15 protein-coding genes and 1 rRNA gene are annotated in these 23,287 nt (G+C 70.2%); 13 read left to right on the forward strand and 3 right to left on the reverse strand.

Going from position 1 to position 23,287, the window contains the following annotated elements:
* The first annotated feature begins 53 nt into the window (after nucleotides 1-53).
* Nucleotides 54-3,719 (forward strand): glycosyltransferase family 2 protein, encoded by a 3,666-nt coding sequence (locus OG718_RS32865; RefSeq protein ID WP_328845874.1) that lies wholly within the window; start codon nucleotides 54-56, stop codon nucleotides 3,717-3,719.
* Nucleotides 3,716-5,233 (forward strand): DUF5719 family protein, encoded by a 1,518-nt coding sequence (locus OG718_RS32870; protein WP_328845875.1) that lies wholly within the window; start codon nucleotides 3,716-3,718, stop codon nucleotides 5,231-5,233. Before OG718_RS32865 ends, OG718_RS32870 begins: the two co-directional genes overlap by 4 nt.
* A 26-nt stretch (nucleotides 5,234-5,259) precedes the next feature.
* On the opposite strand, the gene OG718_RS32875 is transcribed toward OG718_RS32870, so the two are convergent.
* Nucleotides 5,260-5,712, reverse strand: coding sequence for a metallopeptidase family protein (locus OG718_RS32875; protein WP_143642899.1), 453 nt, complete (start codon nucleotides 5,710-5,712; stop codon nucleotides 5,260-5,262).
* A gap of 410 nt (nucleotides 5,713-6,122) precedes the next feature.
* Between OG718_RS32875 and OG718_RS32880 the strand changes: the two genes are divergently transcribed.
* The 7 genes from OG718_RS32880 to OG718_RS32910 all read left to right on the forward strand — a co-directional run bounded on the left by OG718_RS32880 (nucleotide 6,123) and on the right by OG718_RS32910 (nucleotide 13,750).
* On the forward strand, nucleotides 6,123-6,500 hold the full coding sequence (locus OG718_RS32880) for a DUF3499 domain-containing protein (protein ID WP_186001428.1): 378 nt from the start codon (nucleotides 6,123-6,125) through the stop codon (nucleotides 6,498-6,500).
* A 153-nt stretch (nucleotides 6,501-6,653) separates the two neighbouring features.
* Complete coding sequence (locus OG718_RS32885) at nucleotides 6,654-8,270, forward strand: L-lactate permease (protein ID WP_306939535.1); 1,617 nt, start codon at nucleotides 6,654-6,656, stop codon at nucleotides 8,268-8,270.
* A 127-nt stretch (nucleotides 8,271-8,397) separates the two neighbouring features.
* On the forward strand, nucleotides 8,398-9,762 hold the full coding sequence (locus tag OG718_RS32890) for a phosphomannomutase/phosphoglucomutase (RefSeq protein WP_328845876.1): 1,365 nt from the start codon (nucleotides 8,398-8,400) through the stop codon (nucleotides 9,760-9,762).
* 208 nt (nucleotides 9,763-9,970) lie between these two features.
* Nucleotides 9,971-10,141, forward strand: coding sequence for a Trm112 family protein (locus OG718_RS32895; protein ID WP_079053628.1), 171 nt, complete (start codon nucleotides 9,971-9,973; stop codon nucleotides 10,139-10,141).
* Nucleotides 10,142-10,238: 97 nt separating this feature from the next.
* Nucleotides 10,239-11,366, forward strand: a complete 1,128-nt coding sequence (locus tag OG718_RS32900) for an SIS domain-containing protein (RefSeq protein ID WP_143642776.1) — start codon at nucleotides 10,239-10,241, stop codon at nucleotides 11,364-11,366.
* 64 nt (nucleotides 11,367-11,430) lie between these two features.
* Entirely contained in the window at nucleotides 11,431-12,582 is a 1,152-nt protein-coding gene (gene manA, locus OG718_RS32905) for a mannose-6-phosphate isomerase, class I (RefSeq protein ID WP_143642775.1), read from the forward strand.
* A gap of 190 nt (nucleotides 12,583-12,772) precedes the next feature.
* On the forward strand, nucleotides 12,773-13,750 hold the full coding sequence (locus OG718_RS32910; protein ID WP_328845877.1) for a cation diffusion facilitator family transporter: 978 nt from the start codon (nucleotides 12,773-12,775) through the stop codon (nucleotides 13,748-13,750).
* 284 nt (nucleotides 13,751-14,034) lie between these two features.
* Here OG718_RS32910 and OG718_RS32915 read toward each other — a convergent pair whose 3' ends face one another.
* The gene (locus tag OG718_RS32915) at nucleotides 14,035-16,245 is read right to left on the reverse strand and encodes a fructose-specific PTS transporter subunit EIIC (protein WP_328845878.1); all 2,211 of its coding nucleotides are present in this window, start codon (nucleotides 16,243-16,245) and stop codon (nucleotides 14,035-14,037) included.
* 417 nt (nucleotides 16,246-16,662) lie between these two features.
* Here OG718_RS32915 and ahcY point away from each other — a divergent pair, with 417 nt between their 5' ends.
* Together ahcY and OG718_RS32925 are read left to right on the forward strand one after the other, a co-directional pair.
* Nucleotides 16,663-18,120, forward strand: coding sequence for an adenosylhomocysteinase (gene ahcY, locus OG718_RS32920; protein ID WP_143642772.1), 1,458 nt, complete (start codon nucleotides 16,663-16,665; stop codon nucleotides 18,118-18,120).
* 89 nt (nucleotides 18,121-18,209) lie between these two features.
* Nucleotides 18,210-18,824 carry a hypothetical protein gene (locus OG718_RS32925; RefSeq protein ID WP_328845879.1) on the forward strand — a complete coding sequence of 205 codons (615 nt, stop codon included), beginning with the start codon at nucleotides 18,210-18,212 and terminating at the stop codon, nucleotides 18,822-18,824.
* A 25-nt stretch (nucleotides 18,825-18,849) separates the two neighbouring features.
* Here the strand turns inward: OG718_RS32925 and OG718_RS32930 are convergent, their stop codons facing one another.
* Nucleotides 18,850-19,869, reverse strand: a complete 1,020-nt coding sequence (locus OG718_RS32930) for an RDD family protein (protein ID WP_328845880.1) — start codon at nucleotides 19,867-19,869, stop codon at nucleotides 18,850-18,852.
* Between the two features lie 117 nt (nucleotides 19,870-19,986).
* Between OG718_RS32930 and OG718_RS32935 the strand changes: the two genes are divergently transcribed.
* Both OG718_RS32935 and OG718_RS32940 read left to right on the forward strand, forming a co-directional pair.
* Nucleotides 19,987-20,994 (forward strand): stage II sporulation protein M, encoded by a 1,008-nt coding sequence (locus OG718_RS32935; RefSeq protein WP_143642769.1) that lies wholly within the window; start codon nucleotides 19,987-19,989, stop codon nucleotides 20,992-20,994.
* Between the two features lie 604 nt (nucleotides 20,995-21,598).
* Nucleotides 21,599-23,128 (forward strand): 16S ribosomal RNA (locus OG718_RS32940).
* The last annotated feature ends 159 nt before the right edge of the window (nucleotides 23,129-23,287 follow it).

A 23,287-nucleotide genomic window follows, 5' to 3' on the forward strand; every position in this document is an offset into this window, starting at 1 on the left:
CTCTGGGGGCACAGGCGTCCACCGCAGTCCATCGAACCGGGGCCCGTACCTCGATGTCCGTGCACAGCCATTCGGCAGGTCAGTACGACACTGCCACACCCGAGTTCCCGCGGCACGTGGTCACCGCCGTGCTCGTCTCGCACGACGGCGCCCGCTGGCTGCCCGACGCCCTCGCCGGGCTGCTCGGTCAGGAACGCCCCGTACAGAACGCCGTGGCGGCCGACACCGGCAGCGCGGACGACTCCGCCCGACTGGTCACCGACGCCCTCGGCGCCGACCGGGTGCTGCACCTCGCCCGGCGCACCGGCTTCGGCCAGGCCGTCGAGGAGGCCGCTCGCACGGCCGGCGTGCTGACCCCGGACGACCTGCCGTACCTCAAGCGCCCCAGCGGCTGGGACCCGGTCACCCGCACCTGGCGCGACGACGCGTACGACATGCCGGAGCTGCCCCACGGCGAGCCCGAGCAGTGGCTGTGGCTCCTGCACGACGACAGCGCCCCCGAAGCCGACGCCCTGGCCCAGCTGCTGCGGGTCGTGGAGAACGAACGGGAGCTCGGCAAGGAAGTCGCGATCGTCGGCCCCAAGCTCCGCGGCTGGTACGACCGCAGACAGCTCCTGGAAGTCGGCGTCACCATCGCGCACAGCGGCCGTCGCTGGACCGGCCTCGACCGGCGCGAACAGGACCAGGGCCAGCACGACCACGTCAGGCCCGTGCTCGCCGTGTCCACCGCCGGCATGCTGATCCGCCGCGACGTCTTCGAGGAGCTCGGCGGCTTCGACCGCCGGCTGCCCCTGATGCGTGACGACATCGACCTGTGCTGGCGCGCCCAGGCCGCGGGCCACCGCGTCCTCGTCGCCCCGGAAGCGGTCGTGCGGCATGCCGAGGCGTCCTCCCGCGAGCGGCGCACCGTCGACTGCGTGGGCCGCACCTCCGCCTCCCCGCACAAGGTCGACAAGGCCGGCGCCGTCTACACCCTCCTCGTCAACAGCCGCAGCGCGGCACTCCCCTGGATCCTCGTACGGCTCGTGCTGGGCACGCTGCTGCGCACGGTCGCCTACCTCGTCGGCAAGGTCCCCGGACAGGCGGTCGACGAGATCCGCGGCCTCCTGGGCACACTGCTGCGCCCGGAGCGCATCCTCGCGGGCCGGCGCAGGCGCGGCCGCCCCCAGGTCGACAAGGACGAACTGCGCCCGCTGTTCCCGCCGCCCGGCGCGACCGTACGGGCCACGATCGAACAGGCCGCGGGCAACCTCACGGGCAGCTCCGACCCGGAGCTGAACGCGGCAGGGCGGCACGGCAGCGCCGTCGAGTCCGGGCCGGGCGGCGACGACGCCGACTTCCTGGAGGTCGAGCAGTTCGCCCGCCTCAAGCGCGTCGCCCGCAAGCCGGGACCGATGCTCTTCGTGGCCCTCCTCCTCATCTCGCTCGTCGCCTGCCGTGAGCTCCTCGGCGGCGGCGCGCTCTCGGGCGGCGCGCTGCTGCCCGCCCCGGCCGACTCCTCCGAGCTGTGGTCGCGCTATCTGGACGCCTGGCATCCGGTCGGCGCCGGCGGCACCCAGTCCGCGCCGCCGTATCTCGCGCTCGTCGCGATGCTCGCGAGCCTGCTGTTCGGCTCCACCGGGCTCGCCGTCACCGTGCTGCTGGTCGGCTCGGTACCGCTGGCCGGCTTCACCGCCTACTTCGCCTCCCGGCCACTCGTCCAGTCACGCCTGCTGCGCGCCTGGGCGTCCGTGGCGTACGCCTTCCTGCCCGCCGCCACCGGCGCGCTCGCGGGCGGCCGCATCGGCACGGCCGTGCTCGCCGTGCTGCTGCCCCTCATCGCCCGCGCGGGCATTGCGGCCAGTGGCCTCGCCTCGGAGACGGCCCGCGGCAGCTGGCGCGCCACCTGGGCGTACGCGCTGCTGCTGACCCTCGCCACCGCCTTCACGCCGATCGTGTGGCCCATCGCGCTCGTGCTGGGCGTCGCCCTGCTGGTCGTGCGCCGCGGCGAGATCACCGCCTATGTGCCGCGCTTCCTGGCGCAGCTCGGCACCCCGCTGCTCGTCCTCGCCCCCTGGTCGCTGACGCTGCTGCCGTTCGGCTTCTTCCAGGAGGCCGGAATGGAGTACGGATCGGGGGCGGCCTCCGCGCTCGACCTGCTCGGCGGCAGCCCGGGCGGCCCCGGGACCGTCAGCGGGCTGATGCTCATCGGCATCGTGTGCGCCGCCGTGGCCGCGCTGGTGCGTACAGAACGTCAGTTGGGAATCTGGACCGCCTGGGCGGCCGGCCTTGTGGCGCTCGTTTTCGCCGTCCTGTCCAACGCCTCCACCTGGGCCGGACCGGCCACCCTCGTCTACGGCCTCGCCTTCCTCGCAGCCGCCGCGCTCGGCGCCGACGGCGCACGCTCGCGCGTGGCGGAGCAGAGCTTCGGCTGGCGTCAGCCGCTCGCGGTGCTCATCGCGTTCGCCGCGGCGGCGGGACCCGTGCTCGTCGCCGCCGGGTGGATGATCCGCGGCGCGGACGGGCCCCTGGAGCGCCGTGATCCCGTCCAGGTGCCCGCGTTCGTCGCCGAGGAGAGCGGCACCCGCGACCAGGCCCGCACCCTCGTCCTGGACAGCGCCTCGGCGGCCGAGGTCGGCTACATGCTCGTCCGGGGCTCCGGCGCCCGCCTCGGCGACGCCGAACTGGCGGCGGCAGACGGCGAGAACAAGCCGCTCGACAAGGTCGTCGCGAACCTCGTGGCGGGCTCCGGCGCCGACCAGGCCGACCAGCTCGGCGGCTTCGCCGTGCGCTACGTCCTCGTGCGCGGCGGCGCGCCCCGCGAGGTCAGCCGCGTCCTGGACGCCACCCCCGGCCTGAGCCGGCTGAGCCAGCAGGACGGCAGCGCCCTGTGGCGCGTCGACCGGCAGGTCGCGCGCGCGGCCATCGTCCCCGGGTCCGGCGACCCGCAGCCCATCGCCGCCGGTCCCGTCGAGCTGCACACCAAGATCCCCGCCGGTGCCGACGGCCGCGTCCTGCGCCTCGCCGACACCGCCGACGAGGGCTGGACGGCCACCCTCGACGGGAAGCCGCTCACCAGGACCACGGTCGACGGCTGGGCGCAGGGCTTCGAACTGCCCGCCACCGCGGGCCGGCTGGACGTCACCTTCGAGGCCCCGATGAGCCACACCGGATGGCTGTGGGCGCAGGGCGCGCTCGCCGTCGTCCTCGTGGTGCTCGCCCTGCCCGGCCGCCGCCGCGACGTCGACGACGACCTCCCGGAGGAGCCCGTCGTCCCCGCCCAGGCCGTCTCCGGCGAGGGCCGCAGGGCCCGCAGGCTGCGCGCCCAGGCGGAGGCCGAACAGACGGACCAGCCCGACCAGTTCACCCCCGACGCCCCGCCCGCCACACCTCCTCCTTCGGAGGAGGTCCCCGTCCCCGCCCAGGTCCCGCAGCAGCAGACCTATGGGGAATGGGACACGACGACGTACGCGGGCGCCGAGTACGGCACCTACGGCGGCGAGCAGCAGTACCAGGGCGCCCCGCAGTACCCGGCGGGCACCTACGACCAGCAGCAGTACCAGGCGGACCCGTACCAGACGGGCCAGTACGACCCGTACGCGACGTACGGCACGGGGAACGCGGCGTACGACCCGACGCAGACGTACTCCCAGGGCTACGACCCGGCGTACGACCCGGACCAGCAACAGCAGCCGCCCCACGGCACCGACAGTGAGCGCCCCGACGGGAGCCAGCAGTGAACCGCACCACCGTGTCCCTGATCGCCGGCGTGACCGCGCTCGCCGCCGTCACCGGATTCGCCTCGATGTCCGAACCGGAGACCGCGGGCACGGCCACGGCGAAGGCGGCCGCCCAACTGCCCGTGGAGCGCACCAGCCTGCTCTGCCCGGCTCCCAGCACCTCGGACCTCGCGGAGACCGCGTACACGTCGTTCACCCCCGTCGCCGAGGGCACCGGTGACGACGGGTCGGCCGAACTCACGGCGGCGGGCGAGGAGTCGGCCGACGGCAAGACCGACGACTCCAAGGACGACAAGAAGGACGACGACAAGGACGGCAAGGGGAAGGCCGTCCTGACGCCGAAGGAGCCGGGCAAGCCGGTCACCGGCGAGGCCTCCGGCGCCGAGTCGCCCGCGCTCGTCGGTACCGCCGAGGGCAGGTTCGCGCCCGGCTGGACCGTCCAGCAGACCACGGAGATCCCGGCGGGCAGCGGCCGAGGCCTGCTCGGCACCAACTGCACGGCTCCGGACACGGAGTTCTGGTTCCCGGGCGCCAGCACCGCCAAGGAGCGCACGGACTACGCGCACCTGACCAACCCGGACGACGCGGCCGCCGTCGCCGACATCGAGCTGTACGGCAAGGACGGCGCCCTCAAGTCGACGGTGGGGGAGGGCATCCAGATCCCGCCGCACTCCAGCGAGGCGGTGCTGCTGTCCACGCTCATCGACGAGCCCCAGACCAACGTCACCGTGCATGTCACGGTCCGCAGCGGCCGGGTCGCCGCCGCCGTCCAGGCCGTCGACGACAGGCTCGGCGCCGACTGGCTGGCCCCCTCCACCGACCCCGCGGGCAGCCTCGTCCTGCCGGGCATCCCGAAGGACGCGACGTCCGTACGGCTGATCGCCTTCGCGCCCGGTGACGCCGACGCCGACCTGAAGGTGCGGCTCGCCTCTCCGAACGGGCCGATCACCCCCGCCGGAAACGAGACGCTGCACGTCAAGGCAGGCATGACCGCCGCCATCGACCTCGGTGACGTCACGCGCGGCGAGGCGGGATCCCTGATACTGACGCCGACCGGGCGGTCCACACCGGTCGTCGCGGCCCTCAAGGTCGTCCGCGGCAAGGGCGACAAGCAGGAGACGGCGTTCATCCCGGCGACCGGCCCGGTGGACACGCGCGCGACGGCTGCCGACAACCGCTCCAAGGGCTCCACGCTCTCCCTGGTGGCCCCCGGCCGCACCGCGAAGGTCAAGGTCACGGCCTCCGCGGGCAGCGGCGGCGGCACGGCCGCGGAGAAGACGTACACGATCAAGGGCGGCACCACCCAGAACGTCGAGCTGCCCGTCCCCAGCGGTCTCAAGGGCACGTACGCCCTCACGGTCGAGCCGCAGTCCGGTGGTCCCGTCTACGCGGCGCGCATGCTCGAAGCGGCCAGTGGCGGCGTACCGATGTTCACGGTGCAGACGCTGCCGGACGACCGGGGAACGGTGGAGGTACCGGACGCGGAGCAGGACCTCTCGGTGCTGCAGAAGTAGGACGCCGCACGCCTCCGGGAGTGCGGTCAGTCCTCCCCGTAGCGGGGATCCACCGTCTCCGGAGTCAGTCCGAGCAGCTCGGCGACCTGCTCCACCACGACCTCGTGCACGAGCGCGGCCCGCTCGTCGCGCCCCTTGGTGCGGATCTCGACCGGGCGCCGGTAGACGACGACACGGCCGGGCCGGCCCTCGCGCGCAGGGATCGTGCCGCCCAGGGGGACCGTCTCGTCGGCCCAGCCCTCGTCACGCGCCGGGTCGAGCCGGGGTACCTCCAGCACCAGGAACTCGATGTCGGCGAGCTGCGGCCAGCGCCGCTCCAGCCGCTCCACGGAGTCCTGCACCAGATCCGCGAACACTTCGGCCCGAGGCGCCGAGAGGGGTACCTGCGGCGGCGCCACGGGGCCACGCATCCCCCGCCCGTGTCGATCACGACGACGGGGCCTGGGCTCGGCGGCACGGGGCGGTACGGGGTTGTCCATCACTGACGAAGAGTAGTCCCCAGACCCTTCTCCCGCCTGCACGTGTCCACCGACGGTCACCCCCTCAGGGGAGCGGTGCGGGTACATCCCACGACTCCTGCCGCAGGGCGCGACCAGCGCCCACAGCCGGCAGCGACTCACCAACCGCGTATGCCACTTGATGACCATTCCAGCCAAGGTTGGGCTCGTTTCCATATGCCTCTAGGACCACAGAAATAACGGCAATTGACAGCTTTTGCACCAACTCGGGGCCGCTCCTGGACCCGTCCGAAATTTCGCCAACACCCGTACCCGCAGGTCAACAAGGCGCGCCAGGAACCACCTGTGTCAGGGGTCACACCACGACACGGTGGAGTGACCTCGGGGGGAGTCGTCGCGGCCCGCTCAAGAGTGCGGTACCGTCCAACGTCGTGAGCCCTGTACGTCGCTGTTCGCGCACCGCTTGCGGCCGTCCCGCCGTCGCGACGCTGACGTACGTCTACGCCGACTCGACCGCGGTCCTCGGCCCGCTCGCCACCTACGCCGAACCCCACTGTTACGACCTGTGCGCCGAGCACTCCGAGCGCCTCACCGCCCCGCGCGGCTGGGAGGTCGTCCGGCTCGCCGACGGCTCCGCTCCCTCCCGCCCCAGCGGTGACGACCTGGAAGCGCTCGCCAACGCCGTGCGTGAGGCGGCCCGTCCGCAGGAGCGCGCCGCGCAGTCGGGTGGCGGCAACGCCCGCGGCGCGGACCCGATGGAGGTCGGCCGCCGCGGTCACCTCCGGGTGCTGCGCTCGCCGGACTCCTGAACCCCCCTCCCGCGAACGGGACTTCACCTCGTGCACATTCGGTGCACGTTTCACTCGATGACGCACGACCATTGACGCGCGCTTGTCGCGGACACGACCATTCCCCCGCCCGTGAGAAATCGCTTTCCGCATCGCGGAATCCGGGGAGGCTCCGTGTACATCCAGGAACTCGAGCCCGTGGCCGACTCGCTCGGCCTGTCCGCACTCGTCGCGACCCTGCCCCTCGTCATCGTCCTCGTCCTGCTCGGCGGCGTCCGGATGAAGGCGCATCTGGCGGGCCTCATCGGCCTCGCGGCCGCGGCCCTTGTCGCCTGGCTCGCGTACGGCATGCCCGTCGGCCAGACGCTCTCCAGCGCCGCCCAGGGGGCCGTGTTCGGCCTCTTCCCCATCCTGTGGATCGTCGTCAACGCCCTCTGGGTGTACCGGATGACCGTCCACACCCGGCACTTCGACATCCTGCGCCGCTCGTTCGGGCGACTCTCCGACGACCCGCGCATCCAGGCGCTCGTCGTCGCGTTCTGCTTCGGCGCGCTCCTGGAGGCCCTCGCGGGCTTCGGCGCGCCCGTCGCGATCTGCTCGGTCATGCTCGTCGCGCTCGGCTTCGATCCCGTCCGCGCCGCGGTGGTCGCGCTGGTCGCCAACACCGCGCCGGTCGCCTTCGGCGCGATGGGCACACCGGTCGTGACACTCGCTCAAGTCACGGGCCTGCCACTGGATTCCGTCGCCTCCGTGGTGGGCCGTCAGACTCCGCTGCTCGCCCTGGTGGTGCCCCTGGTGCTCGTCTTCCTGGTGGACGGGCGACGCGGCCTGCGCGAGACCTGGATCCCGGCTGTGGCGTGCGGATTCGCCTTCGCCGTCGCCCAGTTCGCCGCCTCCAACTACGTCTCCGCCCAACTCGCCGACATCGGCGCCGCCCTGGCCGGTGCGGGCGCACTGATGGCGGTGCCGCAGGCGCGCAAGCCCGCCGCGGAGCCCGTACGGGCCGCGGTCCTGACGGGAGCGCGCAGCGAGGACCTGGACGAGGAGGACCCGCGCCCCGAGGTGCTGCGGGCGTACGCCCCGTACGCGCTGATCGTCGTGATCTTCTCCATCGCCCAGATCCCGGTGGTGAAGGACCAGTTGGCGAAGGCGACCCGCACCTTCGACTGGCCGTTCCTGAACGTCGCGAACGCGGACGGCGACCCCGTCGGCGGCAACGTCTTCACCTGGCCCATCGTGTCCACGGGCGGCACGCTCGTACTGCTCGCGGGGGTGTGCACGGCCGTCGTTCTGGGGGTGCACGCGCGCGTGGCGCTCAGGGAATGGGCCGCCACCGTCCACGAGTTGAGGTTCGCGATCCTCACCGTGACGTCGGTCCTGGCACTCGCCTACGTCATGAACCTGTCCGGACAGGCGGCCACGATCGGACACTTCGTGGCGGCGGCCGGCGCGGGACTCGCCTTCCTCTCACCGGTCCTGGGCTGGTTCGGCGTGGCGGTCACCGGATCGGACACCTCGGCCAACGCGCTCTTCGGCGCCCTTCAGGTGACCGCGGCCCGCGAGTCGGGGCTCTCCCCCGAGCTCCTCGCGGCCGCCAACAGCTCGGGAGGCGTCCTCGGCAAGATGATCTCGCCGCAGAACCTCACCATCGCCTGTGCGGCGGTCGGCCTCGCCGGCCGCGAGGGAGACCTGCTGCGCAAGGTTCTCCCATGGAGCCTCGGACTCCTGCTGGTCATGTGCCTGATCGTCGTCGGACAGAGCTCGCCCGTCCTGGAATGGATGCTTCCGTAAGCCCTTGCGAAGTCCGTGCGAGGTCCGTGCGCGATGTCCGTTTCTGCCCTCCCGGGTCCCGCACGGCCGAGTGTCAGTTCGTACGGGTAGTTTGGGGCCACCGTTGAGGACTCAAGGAAGGTTGGCCGTGACCGCTGATCTGTCGCAGCTCGTTAAGGCGTACGACGTACGCGGGGTGGTCCCGGACCAGTGGGACGAGACATTGGCCGAGCTGTTCGGCGCGGCCTTCGTGCAGGTCACGGGCGCCGACGCGATCGTGACCGGGCACGACATGCGCCCCTCGTCCCCCGGTCTGTCGCGGGCCTTCGCGCGCGGTGCGGCGGCGCGCGGCGTCGACGTGACCGAGATCGGGCTGTGCTCGACGGACCAGCTGTACTACGCGTCGGGGGCGTTCGGCCTCGCGGGCGCGATGTTCACGGCCTCGCACAACCCGGCGCAGTACAACGGCATCAAGATGTGCCGCCCGGGCGCCGCCCCGGTCGGCCAGGACACCGGCCTCTCGGAGGTCCGCGAACTGGTCGAGTCCTGGATCGACTCCGGAGCCCCGACGTCGGACGCGACACCGGGCACGATCACGCGGCGGGACACCCTGGAGGACTACGCGGCGCACCTGCGCGGCCTCGTCGACCTGACCTCCATCCGTCCCCTGAAGGTCGTGGTCGACGCGGGCAACGGCATGGGCGGACACACGGTCCCGACCGTCTTCGCCGGGCTGCCCCTGACGCTCGTGCCGATGTACTTCGAGCTGGACGGCACGTTCCCCAACCACGAGGCGAATCCGCTGGATCCGGCGAACATCGTCGACCTCCAGAAGCGTGTCCGCGAGGAGGGCGCCGACCTCGGCATCGCCTTCGACGGCGACGCCGACCGCTGCTTCGTCGTCGACGAGCGCGGCGAGCCCGTCTCCCCGTCCGCGATCACGGCCCTGGTCGCCGCCCGCGAGCTCGCCAGGCACGGCGGCAAGGGCACGGTCATCCACAACCTGATCACGTCCTGGTCGGTCCCGGAGGTCGTCCGGGAGAACGGCGGCACGCCGGTACGCACGCGCGTGGGCCACTCCTTCATCAAGGCCGAGATGGCCACGTCCGGCGCGATCTTCGGCGGCGAGCACTCCGCGCACTACTACTTCAAGGACTTCTGGAACGCGGACACGGGCATGCTCGCCGCCCTCCACGTCCTCGCCGCCCTCGGCGGCCAGGAGGGCACGCTCTCCGCCCTCGTCGCCCAGTACGACCGCTACGCCGGCTCCGGAGAGATCAACTCCACGGTCGACGACCAGGCCGGCCGCCTCGCCGCGATCAAGAAGACGTACGAGGGGCGCGAGGACGTCACCCTCGACGAACTCGACGGTCTCACCGTCTCCGCCACCGACTGGTGGTTTAACGTCCGCCCGTCCAACACAGAGCCGCTGCTGCGCCTGAACGCGGAGGCGCGGGACGAGCCGACGATGGCGAAGGTGCGGGACGAGGTATTGGCGATCATCAGAGGCTGAAGCGTGTCGGCCCGGGCCGACATTTCAGCCCGTCCGGCGTTTGAGGACGAGGCCGTTCAGGCCGATCAGCGGGGGTCTGGGGGCGGCAGCCCCCAAGGACGGGAAGGGTAAGGGCGGCGGGGGCGGACTCTCCCGACGCCCAGCCACCCGCAGCGGTACCCTGACCAGGCCACATCACCGCACGACCCCGCCCCCGAAGGGACCCGACATGCCGCTCGAAGCCGGCCTCCTGGAGATCCTCGCCTGCCCGGCGTGCCACGCCCCCCTCAAGGAGCAGGAAACCGAGCTGATCTGCACCGGCCAGGACTGCGGCCTGGCCTACCCCGTCCGGGACGACATCCCGGTCCTCCTCGTGGACGAGGCCCGCCGCCCCGCATAAGGCCCGCCGCCAAGGCGACCGGTGCACAAGCCCCGCCGCCAAGGCGACCCGCAAGGCCGAGCCCCAAGGAAGAACCGGCGACCGGAGGCTGCCGCCCATGCTCGACGAATCGCTGCTCGACGCCCCCGAGGCCCTCGCGGAGGCGGACCGCCGCGGCCTGCTCCGCGGCGCCGCCGAAGCGGGCGCCCGAGTCCGCACGGCGGCCCGGCACGCGGCCGAGGCGGGCATCCCCGAGCTCAAGCCGGACGGCCGCCCGCGCGCAGTCCTGATCGCGGGCCCCGGCGCGGCCGCGATCAGCGCCGCGGACCTGCTCGGCACCCTGGCCGGAGCGGGCTGCCCCGTCATCCGTCTGGCCCCCACCGGCGTGGCCCCGGCCGGGGGAGCACTCCGCTGGGAGCTGCCCGGCTGGGCGGGCTCCGTCGACCTGCTCCTGATCGCCACCCCGGACGGCAGTGAGCCCGGCCTCTCGCTCCTGGTCGAGCAGGCCTACCGCCGCGGCTGCACGGTCGCCGCGGTGGCCCCGGCCCGCTCCCCGCTGACCGACGCGGTGGACGGCGCCCACGGCCTCTTCGTACAGATGGCGACCGCCCCGTACGAGCCGGGGGCACCCTCCGCCGCGTCCGCCCCCGGAGTGCTGTGGGCGCTGCTCACACCGCTGCTCGCGCTCCTCGACCGCACCGGTCTGGTCACCGCACCGCCCGAGGCCCTGCAGAAGGTCGCCGACCGGCTCGACCAGATCGCGGAGCGCTGCGGCCCGGCCATCGCGACGTACAGCAACCCCGCCAAGACCCTCGCGGCCGAACTGGCCGAGGCGCTCCCGGTGATCTGGACCGAGGGCACGTCCGCGGGTCCGGCCGGCCGCCGTTTCGTCGGCGCGCTGGCCGAGCTGGCGGGCCGCCCCGCGCTCGCCGCCGAACTGCCCGAGGCGCTCTCCGCGCACAGCGTCCTGCTCTCGGGCGCACTGGCCGCCGGCGCGGACCCGGACGACTTCTTCCGCGACCGCGTCGAGGACGCGCAGGTCATGCACGCGCGCGTGGTCCTCCTCCGCGACCGCCCGACCGGCGGCCTCAGCGCCGCCCCCGCCGCCCGCGAACTGGCCCTCAGTCACGACACACCGATCAGCGAACTCGAACCGGAGGACGGCGGCGACCTGGAGACCCTCGCCGAGCTGATCGCCATCACGGATTTCGCCGCCGTTTACCTGGCGCTCGCCTCGGGAGCCTGACCTTGAGCCACGCCTGGTGACCAGCGCCCGCTGAGCAGCGTACGTACGGAGAAGAAAACAGAGCATGGACCGCCTCGACAACACGATCCGCCCCTACGCCTGGGGCTCCACCACGGCCATCCCGCGCCTCCTGGGCGTCGAGCCGACCGGCGAGCCGCAGGCCGAGATGTGGATGGGCGCCCACCCGGGCGCACCCTCGCGCACGCCCCGCGGCCCGCTCACCGAGGTGATCGACGAGGCTCCCGAGAAGGAACTGGGCCCGGCGGCCGTCGCCAGGTTCGGCCCACGCCTCCCGTTCCTCCTCAAGCTCCTCGCCGCGGGCGCCCCCCTCTCCCTCCAGGTGCACCCCGACCTCGCCCAGGCCAAGGAGGGGTACGAGGACGAGGAGCGCCGAGGCGTCCCGATCGACGCCCCGCACCGCAACTACAAGGACGCCAACCACAAGCCCGAACTGATCTGCGCGCTCACCGAGTTCGACGGCCTGTGCGGATTCCGGGCCCCGGCGGAGGCCGCCGACCTGCTCGCGGCCCTTGAGGTCGACTCCCTCAAGCCGTACGTCGACCTGCTGCACGCCCACCCCGAAGAGGCGGCGCTGCGCGAGGTGTTGACGGCCGTGCTGTCCGCGGACCGCGAGCAGACGGCCGCCACGGTCACCGAGGCCGCCGCGGCCTGCGCCCGGCTCGGCGGCGCCCACGCCCCGTACGCCGATCTCGCCCACCACTACCCGGGCGACCCGGGCGTCATCGCCGCCATGCTGCTCAACCACGTCCGACTGCAGCCCGGCGAGGCACTGTTCCTCGGCGCGGGCGTGCCGCACGCGTATCTGAACGGCCTCGGCGTCGAGATCATGGCCAACTCCGACAACGTCCTGCGCTGCGGCCTCACCCCCAAGCACGTCGACGTCCCCGAACTCCTGCGTATCGTCCGCTTCGAGGCGAGCGACCCGGGCGTACTGCGCCCCGAGGCGTCCCCCGACGGCGAGGAGGTCTACGAGACCCCCATCGACGAGTTCCGCCTCTCCCGTTACGTCCTCGTGGCGGGCGCCCCGGTCCACGACCTCACCCTCGGCACACCGCAGATCCTGCTGTGCACCGCGGGTTCCGTACAGGCGGGCGAGCACGCGCTCGGCCCCGGCCGGTCCGTCTTCGTACCGGCGGGCGAAAAAGCGGAAGTGTCCGGAGACGGCACGGTCTTCCGGGCCACCGTCATCGCCTGAGCCCCGGCGACGAGGCCTGAGCCCTGGCGACCGTCCCCATGGCCTGAAACGGTCACTGTGGTGACCCGGCGCACCGATGTCGGCCCGGGCTGCAACAATGGCCCACCGCAAAGGGCGGGCAAAGCCCGGGACGGCAGCCGAGCGGGCAGACGGCCGGCCGAGATGGCAGACGAAGGGACATCGGGAACACATGAGCGCGTCAGGCGGCACCAAAGCGATCGTGGCGGCACTCGCCGCGAACCTCGCGATCGCGGTAGCGAAGTTCGTGGCGTTCCTCTTCAGCGGTTCGTCGTCGATGCTCGCCGAATCCGTGCACTCGCTCGCCGACTCGGGCAACCAGGGCCTGCTGCTCCTCGGCGGCAAGAAGGCCCAGCGCGAGGCGACCCCGCAGCACCCCTTCGGCTACGGCCGCGAGCGGTACATCTACGCCTTCCTCGTCTCGATCGTCCTCTTCTCGGTCGGCGGCATGTTCGCGATCTACGAGGGCTACGAGAAGATCAAGCACCCGCACGAAATCACCCACTGGTACTGGCCGGTGGGCGTCCTCGTCTTCGCGATCATCGCCGAGACCTTCTCCTTCCGGACGGCCATCAAGGAGTCCAACACGGTGCGCGGCAAGCAGTCCTGGAAGGAGTTCGTGCGCCACGCCAAGGCGCCCGAGCTCCCGGTGGTGCTCCTTGAGGACCTGGGCGCGCTCGTCGGTCTGGTTCTCGCGCTCATCGGCGTGGGCCTGGCCCTGGGCACGGGCGACGGCGTCTGGGACGGCATCGGCACCCTCTGCATCGGCATCCTGCTGATCGTCATCGCGATCGTCCTGGCCGCCGAGACCAAGTCGCTGCTCCTGGGCGAGGCCGCCGGCGTCGAGGACGTCAGGAAGATCGAGGCCGCGCTCGTCGACGGCACCACGGTCCCCGCCATCATCCACATGCGTACGCTCCACCTCGGCCCCGAGGAACTGCTGGTCGCCGCCAAGATCGCCGTCCGGCACGACGAGACGGCCACCGAGGTCGCCGCCGCCATCGACGCCGCCGAGTCCCGCATCCGCGAGGCCGTCCCGATCGCCCGCGTCATCTACCTCGAACCCGACATCTACAGCGAGACCGAGGCCTCGAAGGGCCCGGACCCCGAGGCCGCCCCGGGCGGCCCGGTACCCACCGCCGGGCACTGACTTCCCGTACGAGGAAGGGGGGCGCCCTCTTCCTCGTACGCCCTCTTCCTCGTACGAGACCGGGCCCGCCGAGCGATTCGGCGGGCCCTTCGCAGTACAAGCCACCTACCGGCACACTCCGCCTACGCGCGCACGGGCCCGAGCACTGTCTCTTGCGCATCCCCGTCCCCTCCCCTTGCGTTCCCTTGCGGCACTTCCGTCCGTGCGGAGAGAAGGGCGTCCCGGTGAACGGGCGGGGCCTCGCGCCTCCGAGAGGAGCGAGGCCCCGGACGGGATGCGCGCGGCTACCGGATCTCGCGCAGCACGTCGAGAACCGCCGCCTCGTCGGAGGCGGTCATCAGCCGCTCCCGGAACCCGGTGTCCATCAACTTCCGGGACAGCAGCGCCAGGATCCGCAGATGCTCGTCCCCGGCGGCGGCCTCGGGCACGGAGATCATGAAGACCAGCTTCGCCTTCGTACCGTCGAGCGAACCCCACTCGACACCCTCCGCCGACCGCGCGAACCCGACCACAGGCGCCGTCACGGCATCGGTCTTGGCATGCGGGATGGCGATCTCTTCGCCGAGCCCCGTCGTGCCCTGCTCCTCGCGCCGCAGCGCCGCCGCCACCAACTCCTCGACGTCCGTGACCTTCCCGGTGGCGGCCAGCAGCCCGGCCATCTCCCGGATCGCGGACTCCTTGTCACCGGAATCGAGCCGAACCTTGACGGTCTGGGCGGTGAGATAACCGGAGAGGACTTCGTCGTTCGAGGCACCGGATGCGTCACCAGATGCGTCACCGGACGTGTCGGCAGGCGGTTTCGAACTGCTGCTGCCACTTTCGTCGCCGGCGCCCGTACTGCCGTCGGTGCCGACGGCAGCGGAGCCGGCGGGTGCCGGAACCGATTCCGTGCGCTGGGCGGGAGCGTGCACGGTGGCCGTCCCACCGCCGGCGCCGAGGCCATCGCCGCCGACGCCCACGCCGGCTCCCGCGAGGGCGAGTTCGGGCTGCGGCGCGAGCCCGTCGACGAGCGACTGGCCCTTCCGCCTGCGCTCACTGACATCGACGAGCGCGACCGTCGTCAGGGCCGTCACCACGGTCCCGATCACCACGGCCACGAAGAACATCGGTACGCCGCTGACGGCGCCCAGCACCGCCACGATCGGCCCGCCGTGCGGCACCGCGTCCTCGACCCCGGCGAGACCCGCGATCGCACCGGCCACCGCGCCGCCCAGCATGTTGGCGGGGATGACCTGCGCCGGCCGCGCGGCGGCGAACGGAATGGCGCCCTCGGATATCCCGAACAACCCCATGAACAGCGAGGCAAGCCCCGTCTCGCGCTCCTGCTCGGTGTAGAGCCGCTTCCGGATCAGCGTGGCGAGGCCCTGCCCGAGCGGCATCACCGGGATCGCGGCGGCACACATGCCCATGACCTCCTGGTTGCCGGTCGCGATGAGCCCCGCACCGAACAGGAACGCCGTCTTGTTGACCGGCCCGCCCATGTCGAACGCGATCATCAGCCCCAGGATCGCGCCGAGCAGCACCGCACTGGTCCCGGTCATCCCGCCGAGCCAGTCCGTCAGATGCTCGAAGACCCAGGAGATGGGCTCGCCGATCACGTAGATGAAGAACAGCCCGAGCGCCGTCGTCGCCACGATCGGGATCACGATGATCGGCATGATCGGCCGGACGAACTTCGGAACCTCGACCTTCTTGATCCACAGCACCAGATAGCCGGCGAGGAACCCGGTCACGATCGCCCCGATGAAGCCCGCGCCCGCCTCGGAGTCGTACAGCGAGCCGGTGTTGGCGATCCACCCGCCGACCATGCCCGGCACCAGCGCCGGCCGGTCCCCGATCGCGTACGCGATATAGCCGGACAGGATCGGCACCATCAGCTGGAACCCGATGACGCCGATGTTGTTGACGTCCATCCAGAAGGAGTCCTTCGGGATGACCAGGCCACCGGACGGATCGGTGTGCCCGCCGAGCGACAGCGAGATCGCGATCAGCAGCCCGCCGACCACGACGAACGGGATCATGTAGCTGACGCCGTTCATCAGCGCCTTGTACCCGATGCTCCGCTCCTTGCCGCCGCCCCCACCGCCGCTGTTGGCGGGTGAGGACGTACTGGTCCCGCCCCCACCCCCTCCGTGCACGGGCGCGGTCCGCACCTGCTCGATCAGCCGCTCGGGGTGGTGGATTCCCTCGGCGACGCCGACCGTCACCACCCGCTTCCCGGCGAACCGGCTCAGGTCCACATCCTTGTCCGCGGCGATGATGATGCCGTCCGCGGTTCTGACATCGTTGTCAGTGAGTACGTTTTCGGCCCCGATCGAGCCCTGGGTCTCCACCTTGATGTCGACGCCGAGCTGCTCCGCCGCCTGCGAGAGCTTCTCGGCCGCCATGTAGGTGTGGGCAATGCCGGTCGGGCAGGCGGTCACCGCGAGCAGCCTCAACCGCTGCCGCTCGCCACCGCCGCCGCCCGTGGGGGGAAGGCCGGCCGGACTGGTCACGTCGATCTCCTAACGCCTTTGTTGTGGGGGATCGCGATCCGCGAGCTGGTGCACATGGTCCCGATCCCCGGCATCCTGCAACAGACCCCTGCACAGGACCAAAAGTTCAAAAGTCCCGGATTGTCCGGGCTTGTTGGTCCCTGATCCCGGCCTTGCGGACGCTCAGAGTCCGCTTTCTTTCTGTCCGGAGGCGGACTGGGGCCCGCTGAGCCGATCGGTGTAGATTCGTAACCGAGCCAGACGTCGCTGCTGATGGCGGTCGGGCGGCCCCGTACGGGCCGACCGAGGGAGAGAGGGCCTCCGACGGACTGCGCTGCGCAAGGCACCGGGCATTCGTGTGCCCCGTGGACGCACGTCCTGCCCCGCCGCCGCGCAGACCAGCCCAACCGACCTCGCCCAACCCGAGGAGCAGCTCGAATGACCACTGTCGACAACCGACAGGACTTCAAGGTCGCCGACCTTTCCCTGGCCGACTTCGGTCGCAAGGAGATCACCCTCGCCGAGCACGAGATGCCCGGCCTGATGTCGATCCGCAAGGAGTTCGCCGCATCCCAGCCGCTGGCCGGCGCCCGCATCATGGGCTCGCTGCACATGACCGTGCAGACCGCCGTCCTGATCGAGACCCTGGTCGCCCTGGGCGCCGAGGTCCGCTGGGTGTCCTGCAACATCTTCTCCACCCAGGACCACGCGGCCGCCGCCATCGCCGTTGGCCCGAACGGCACGCCCGACAACCCCCAGGGCATCCCGGTCTTCGCCTGGAAGGGCGAGACGCTCGAGGAGTACTGGTGGTGCACGGAGCAGGCGCTGACCTGGCCGAACACCCCCACCGGCGGCCCGAACATGATCCTGGACGACGGCGGTGACGCCACCATGCTCGTCCACAAGGGCGTCGAGTACGAGAAGGCCGGCAAGGTCCCGTCCCTCGACACCGCGGAGTCCGACGAGCACCGCGTCGTCCTGGGGCTCCTGACCCGGACGATCTCGAACGGCTCGCAGAAGTGGACCCAGGTCGCCTCGGAGATCCGCGGCGTGACCGAGGAGACCACCACCGGCGTCCACCGCCTGTACGAGATGCACCGCGACGGCACCCTCCTGTTCCCGGCGATCAACGTGAACGACGCCGTCACCAAGTCGAAGTTCGACAACAAGTACGGATGCCGCCACTCCCTGATCGACGGCATCAACCGCGCCACCGACGTCCTCATCGGCGGCAAGACCGCGGTCGTCCTCGGCTACGGCGACGTGGGCAAGGGCTGCGCGGAGTCCCTGCGCGGTCAGGGCGCCCGCGTGATCGTCACCGAGATCGACCCGATCTGCGCACTGCAGGCGGCGATGGACGGCTACCAGGTCACGACGCTCGACGAGGTCGTCGACAAGGCCGACATCTTCATCACCACGACCGGCAACAAGGACATCATCATGGCCTCGGACATGGCCAAGATGAAGCACCAGGCGATCGTGGGCAACATCGGCCACTTCGACAACGAGATCGACATGGCCGGCCTCGCGCAGATCCCGGGCATCGTCAAGGACGAGGTCAAGCCGCAGGTCCACACCTGGAAGTTCCCCGACGGCAAGGTGCTCATCGTCCTCTCCGAGGGCCGCCTGCTGAACCTGGGCAACGCGACCGGCCACCCGTCGTTCGTGATGTCCAACTCGTTCGCGGACCAGACCCTGGCCCAGATCGAGCTGTTCACCAAGCCCGAGGAGTACCCGACCGACGTCTACGTGCTGCCCAAGCACCTCGACGAGAAGGTCGCCCGCCTCCACCTCGACGCGCTCGGCGTGAAGCTCACGACGCTCCGCCCCGAGCAGGCCTCGTACATCGGTGTCGAGGTCGAGGGCCCGTACAAGTCGGACCACTACCGCTACTGAGCAGCCGAACCCGGCGCTCAGCCAACGGTTGTCAGCAGGCCCCCGTCGTCACCGGCGGGGGCCTGCCCCCTACGAGGACCCGAGCCACCATGCCCCGCGGCCGATATTCGCTCCATGACCCGCACGACCACACCCCCCTCGCCGAAGAACACTTCCACTGCGCGCCCGGCCCCTCCGGCTGGCGCTACGTCTCCCAACTGACCTCTCCCTCCGGCGACCCGGCCGGTTCCGTCGACCTCGCACTCGACGACCTCGGCCGCCCCATCCGCCTCGAACTGCACGCTTCGGGCTGGCAGGTCCGCGGTGCCGCCCTCGACGGCGTCACCTGGGTCCGCACCGACCCCACGGGAGCTCACGCCACCGAAGGCAATGTCCGCGCCCACGCCTTCACCGGCACATCCCCCGCGTTCCTCATCGCCACCGCACGCCTGCTGCGCCTCACCCCCGATGCCACCGCCACGCGTGTACGCCTCGTCGCCTTCACGGACCCGGTCCTCGCCCCGCGCACCCTCGACCAGTCCTGGGCCCTGATCACGAGAGAAACACACGCCACTGACAACGGCCCTCTGACCGTGGAGGAATACCAGGTCACAGCCCTGGACACCGGTGAGCAGCACGCCGTGCACCTCTCGGGCGACGTGATCCTCTCCGCGCCCGGCATCGAACTGGAGGACCTGGAATCTCCACCGTCGGTGTTCGCCTGACAAAGGCGCCGAGGCGGCGCCGGAGCTACGCGGGCGGCGCGAAGCCGGTGGCAGGACGCTCGGCGCCGACGTCCTGCGGAGCCGGAGTCGGAGTCGGCGTCGCTGTCTGTGCCTGTGCCTGTGCCTGTGTCGGAGGTGAGTAGGCGGAGGGCGGCGAAGCCGGTGGAGACGAGTAGGACGGGTAGGCCGATTCCGGCGAAGGCACCATCCCGTACGGCATCCCGGGCCCGCTCGTACCTGGAGTACCTGGCGTGCCTGCCATCTGCCCGCCCGCGGCAGGACCACCAGCAGCGGCCCCGCCACTGAACGCCCGCCGGGCCTCCCGAGCCTGCCGCTCCTGCATCACGGCCGCCAGATACGCCGCCGGCGGCACCCCCTGCGGCGCCGGAGCCCCGGTGCGCTCAGCGACATCGGCCGCGAGCCGCTCCGCCATCGCCCAGCCGACCTGCGGATCGAGCTGCTGCATCCGTGTCAGGTACTGCCGGACAGCCAGCCACAGCGCATCCGGAACCCCGGACAGATCAAGGCCGGAGAACCGTCCCGCCAGCCAAGGCGGCGGCGGAGGCACGAAGGACGTACGCCCGGCGGGAATCCGTTCCCGTACGACCAGGGTCCCCGCGAACACATCACCGAGCCGCCGCCCCCGTGCGGACACCAGCGAGGCGATGCACGCCACGACCCCGAACGTCATCAGGATCTCGACCACGCCGACCGCCCCACGCACCAGCGCATGCCGGAACCGGATGGGTCCGCCGTCGTCCCGCACCACCCGCAGCCCGCACGCCAGCTTTCCCAGCGACCGCCCATGACTGAGCGTCTCCACGGCGATCGGCCCGCCCACCAGCAGCAGAATGAACGCGGCGATCGACACCGCCATCTGCGCCGCCTCGTCGAGAGCGGCCGTGGACGCCACCAGGGCAATGGTCACCGCGACATAGGCGGCCACCGCCACCGCCAGGTCGAGCACCACGGCCAGCACCCGGCTCGGCAGCTTCGCGGGGCGCAGCTCCAGCGCCACCGCCTCGCCCGTCACAAGCTCACTCACGCCCGCCGTCCTTCCCCGAACTGCCCCGAGGACAGCCAGTCTGCCAAGCTGAGGGCACATCGCGCCGCAGTGCGACAAGCTGACCACACGACGAGCAGCCGAGGAGCAGCCAACCCAATGGACCTCGACGTCTTCGTGTCCGCCCACCGAGCCGAATGGGACCGGCTCGACGCACTCCTCGGACGCCAAAGGCGCCTCACCGGCGCGGAGGCCGACGAACTCGTCGCCCTCTACCAGCGGACGGCGACCCACCTCTCCCTGATCCAGTCGAGCGCCCCGGACCCCCAGCTGACCGGCCGCCTCAGCCAACTGGTGGCACGCGCGCGTAGTGCCGTAACAGGCACCCGCCGGGCCTCCTGGCGGGATGTCACCCGCTTCCTCACGCATGGTTTCCCCGCCGCGGTCTACCGCTCACGCCACTGGTGGGTGCCCACCGCGCTGCTCTCCACGGCCGTCGCCATCGTCCTGGGGTGGTGGATCGGCACCCACCCGGAGGTCCAGTCCTCGATCGCGGCCCCGAGCGAACTGCGGGAACTCACGCGCCCCGGCGGCGAGTACGAGACCTACTACTCAAGCCATCCGGCGACGTCCTTCGCGGCCCAGGTGTGGACGAACAACGCCCAGGCCGCCGCGATGTGCCTGGTACTCGGCGCCTTCCTCTGCCTGCCGGTCGTCTGGATCCTCTTCCAGAACATGCTCAACGTGGGCGTGGGCATCGGCCTGATGTCCTCGGCGGGCCGCCTCGACACCTTCCTCGGCCTGATCCTCCCGCACGGCCTCCTGGAACTGACCGCCGTCTTCGTAGCGGCCGGTACGGGCCTACGCCTCGGGTGGACCGTCATCGACCCCGGCCCTCGCAGTCGCCGCTCCGCCCTCGCCGAGGAGGGCCGAGCCGCCCTGGGCATGGCGATAGGCCTGGCCCTGGTCCTCTTCGTCTCGGGCGCCATCGAAGGCTTCGTCACCCCGTCCGGCCTCCCGACCTGGGCCCGCATCAGCATCGGCATAGCCGCCGAGCTGCTCTTCCTCGCATACGTCTACATCCTGGGCGGTCGCGCGGCGCGGGCCGGCGAGACGGGCGACGTCGAGGAAACCGAACGCAGCGCCTCCGTACCGACCGCCGCCTGATGTGCGGGCACACCGGCTGAGCTGCTACTCTCCTCTTCGCCCCACAAAAACCGTTGACACGGGACGTGTGGGGAGGTAGATTCGAACAGTTGCCTAGAACTGGACAAGTTCGGTGGCAGCGGTTTAACATCTGTCAGCTTCCTGGAATTCGGTTCCAGAGAAGCACTTCCCGATAAATCAGGCGCGAGTGGCCGGTCAGTCCGGTCAAAAACTTCTGATAAAGTCGGACTCGCCGAAAGAAAGCCACCAGGCAATCGAATAGGCAAAGGCCCCCCAACTGGCCACCGGAAATGAATTCCGACCGGAAACGGATCGGAAATCGGATCTGGTAGGGTTGGAAACACCGAAGGGAAGCCCGGAGGAAAGCCCGAGAGGGTGAGTACGAAGGAAGCGTCCGTTCCTTGAGAACTCAACAGCGTGCCAAAAATCAACGCCAGATATGTTGATACCCCGTCTCCGGCCATCACGGCCGGGACGAGGTTCCTTTGAAAAAGTCCTGCCGGGCATTGTTCCGGTAGGCGCACAGCGAGGACGCTGTGAACAGTCGGGCTTATTCCGCCCGACTGTTCCGCTCTCGTGGTGTCATCCCGATTACGGGAATACATTCACGGAGAGTTTGATCCTGGCTCAGGACGAACGCTGGCGGCGTGCTTAACACATGCAAGTCGAACGATGAAGCCCTTCGGGGTGGATTAGTGGCGAACGGGTGAGTAACACGTGGGCAATCTGCCCTTCACTCTGGGACAAGCCCTGGAAACGGGGTCTAATACCGGATAACACTTCCACTCGCATGGGTGGGGGTTGAAAGCTCCGGCGGTGAAGGATGAGCCCGCGGCCTATCAGCTTGTTGGTGAGGTAGAAGCTCACCAAGGCGACGACGGGTAGCCGGCCTGAGAGGGCGACCGGCCACACTGGGACTGAGACACGGCCCAGACTCCTACGGGAGGCAGCAGTGGGGAATATTGCACAATGGGCGAAAGCCTGATGCAGCGACGCCGCGTGAGGGATGACGGCCTTCGGGTTGTAAACCTCTTTCAGCAGGGAAGAAGCGAAAGTGACGGTACCTGCAGAAGAAGCGCCGGCTAACTACGTGCCAGCAGCCGCGGTAATACGTAGGGCGCAAGCGTTGTCCGGAATTATTGGGCGTAAAGAGCTCGTAGGCGGTCTGTCACGTCGGATGTGAAAGCCCGGGGCTTAACCCCGGGTCTGCATTCGATACGGGCAGACTAGAGTGTGGTAGGGGAGATCGGAATTCCTGGTGTAGCGGTGAAATGCGCAGATATCAGGAGGAACACCGGTGGCGAAGGCGGATCTCTGGGCCATTACTGACGCTGAGGAGCGAAAGCGTGGGGAGCGAACAGGATTAGATACCCTGGTAGTCCACGCCGTAAACGGTGGGAACTAGGTGTTGGCGACATTCCACGTCGTCGGTGCCGCAGCTAACGCATTAAGTTCCCCGCCTGGGGAGTACGGCCGCAAGGCTAAAACTCAAAGGAATTGACGGGGGCCCGCACAAGCAGCGGAGCATGTGGCTTAATTCGACGCAACGCGAAGAACCTTACCAAGGCTTGACATCGCCCGGAAAGCATCAGAGATGGTGCCCCCCTTGTGGTCGGGTGACAGGTGGTGCATGGCTGTCGTCAGCTCGTGTCGTGAGATGTTGGGTTAAGTCCCGCAACGAGCGCAACCCTTGTTCTGTGTTGCCAGCACGTCCCTTCGGGGATGGTGGGGACTCACAGGAGACTGCCGGGGTCAACTCGGAGGAAGGTGGGGACGACGTCAAGTCATCATGCCCCTTATGTCTTGGGCTGCACACGTGCTACAATGGCAGGTACAATGAGCTGCGATGTCGCAAGGCGGAGCGAATCTCAAAAAGCCTGTCTCAGTTCGGATTGGGGTCTGCAACTCGACCCCATGAAGTCGGAGTTGCTAGTAATCGCAGATCAGCATTGCTGCGGTGAATACGTTCCCGGGCCTTGTACACACCGCCCGTCACGTCACGAAAGTCGGTAACACCCGAAGCCGGTGGCCCAACCCCCTTGTGGGGAGGGAGCTGTCGAAGGTGGGACTGGCGATTGGGACGAAGTCGTAACAAGGTAGCCGTACCGGAAGGTGCGGCTGGATCACCTCCTTTCTAAGGAGCACTTCTTGGCTGTCGGCTTGCCGATGGTCCAGAGGCCAGTACATCGGCGTACGTCCGGTGCTGGTTGCTCAAGGGTGGAACGTTGATTATTCGGCACTCTCAGTCATCTCGGGCTGCAAGTACTGTCCTTCGGGGCGTGGAAAGCTGATC

The organism is Streptomyces sp. NBC_00258 (assembly GCF_036182465.1).
Classification (GTDB): domain Bacteria; phylum Actinomycetota; class Actinomycetes; order Streptomycetales; family Streptomycetaceae; genus Streptomyces.

Bases quoted from the DNA above. Each gene is read 5' to 3' on its own strand.
- OG718_RS32865 (WP_328845874.1), top strand. From the start codon at position 54: ATGTCCGTGCACAGCCATTCGGCAGGTCAGTACGACACTGCCACACCC.
- OG718_RS32875 (WP_143642899.1), bottom strand. From the start codon at position 5,712: ATGGACAACCCCGTACCGCCCCGTGCCGCCGAGCCCAGGCCCCGTCGT.
- OG718_RS32895 (WP_079053628.1), top strand. From the start codon at position 9,971: ATGCCGCTCGAAGCCGGCCTCCTGGAGATCCTCGCCTGCCCGGCGTGC.
- OG718_RS32900 (WP_143642776.1), top strand. From the start codon at position 10,239: ATGCTCGACGAATCGCTGCTCGACGCCCCCGAGGCCCTCGCGGAGGCG.
- manA (WP_143642775.1), top strand. From the start codon at position 11,431: ATGGACCGCCTCGACAACACGATCCGCCCCTACGCCTGGGGCTCCACC.
- OG718_RS32910 (WP_328845877.1), top strand. From the start codon at position 12,773: ATGAGCGCGTCAGGCGGCACCAAAGCGATCGTGGCGGCACTCGCCGCG.
- ahcY (WP_143642772.1), top strand. From the start codon at position 16,663: ATGACCACTGTCGACAACCGACAGGACTTCAAGGTCGCCGACCTTTCC.
- OG718_RS32925 (WP_328845879.1), top strand. From the start codon at position 18,210: ATGCCCCGCGGCCGATATTCGCTCCATGACCCGCACGACCACACCCCC.
- OG718_RS32935 (WP_143642769.1), top strand. From the start codon at position 19,987: ATGGACCTCGACGTCTTCGTGTCCGCCCACCGAGCCGAATGGGACCGG.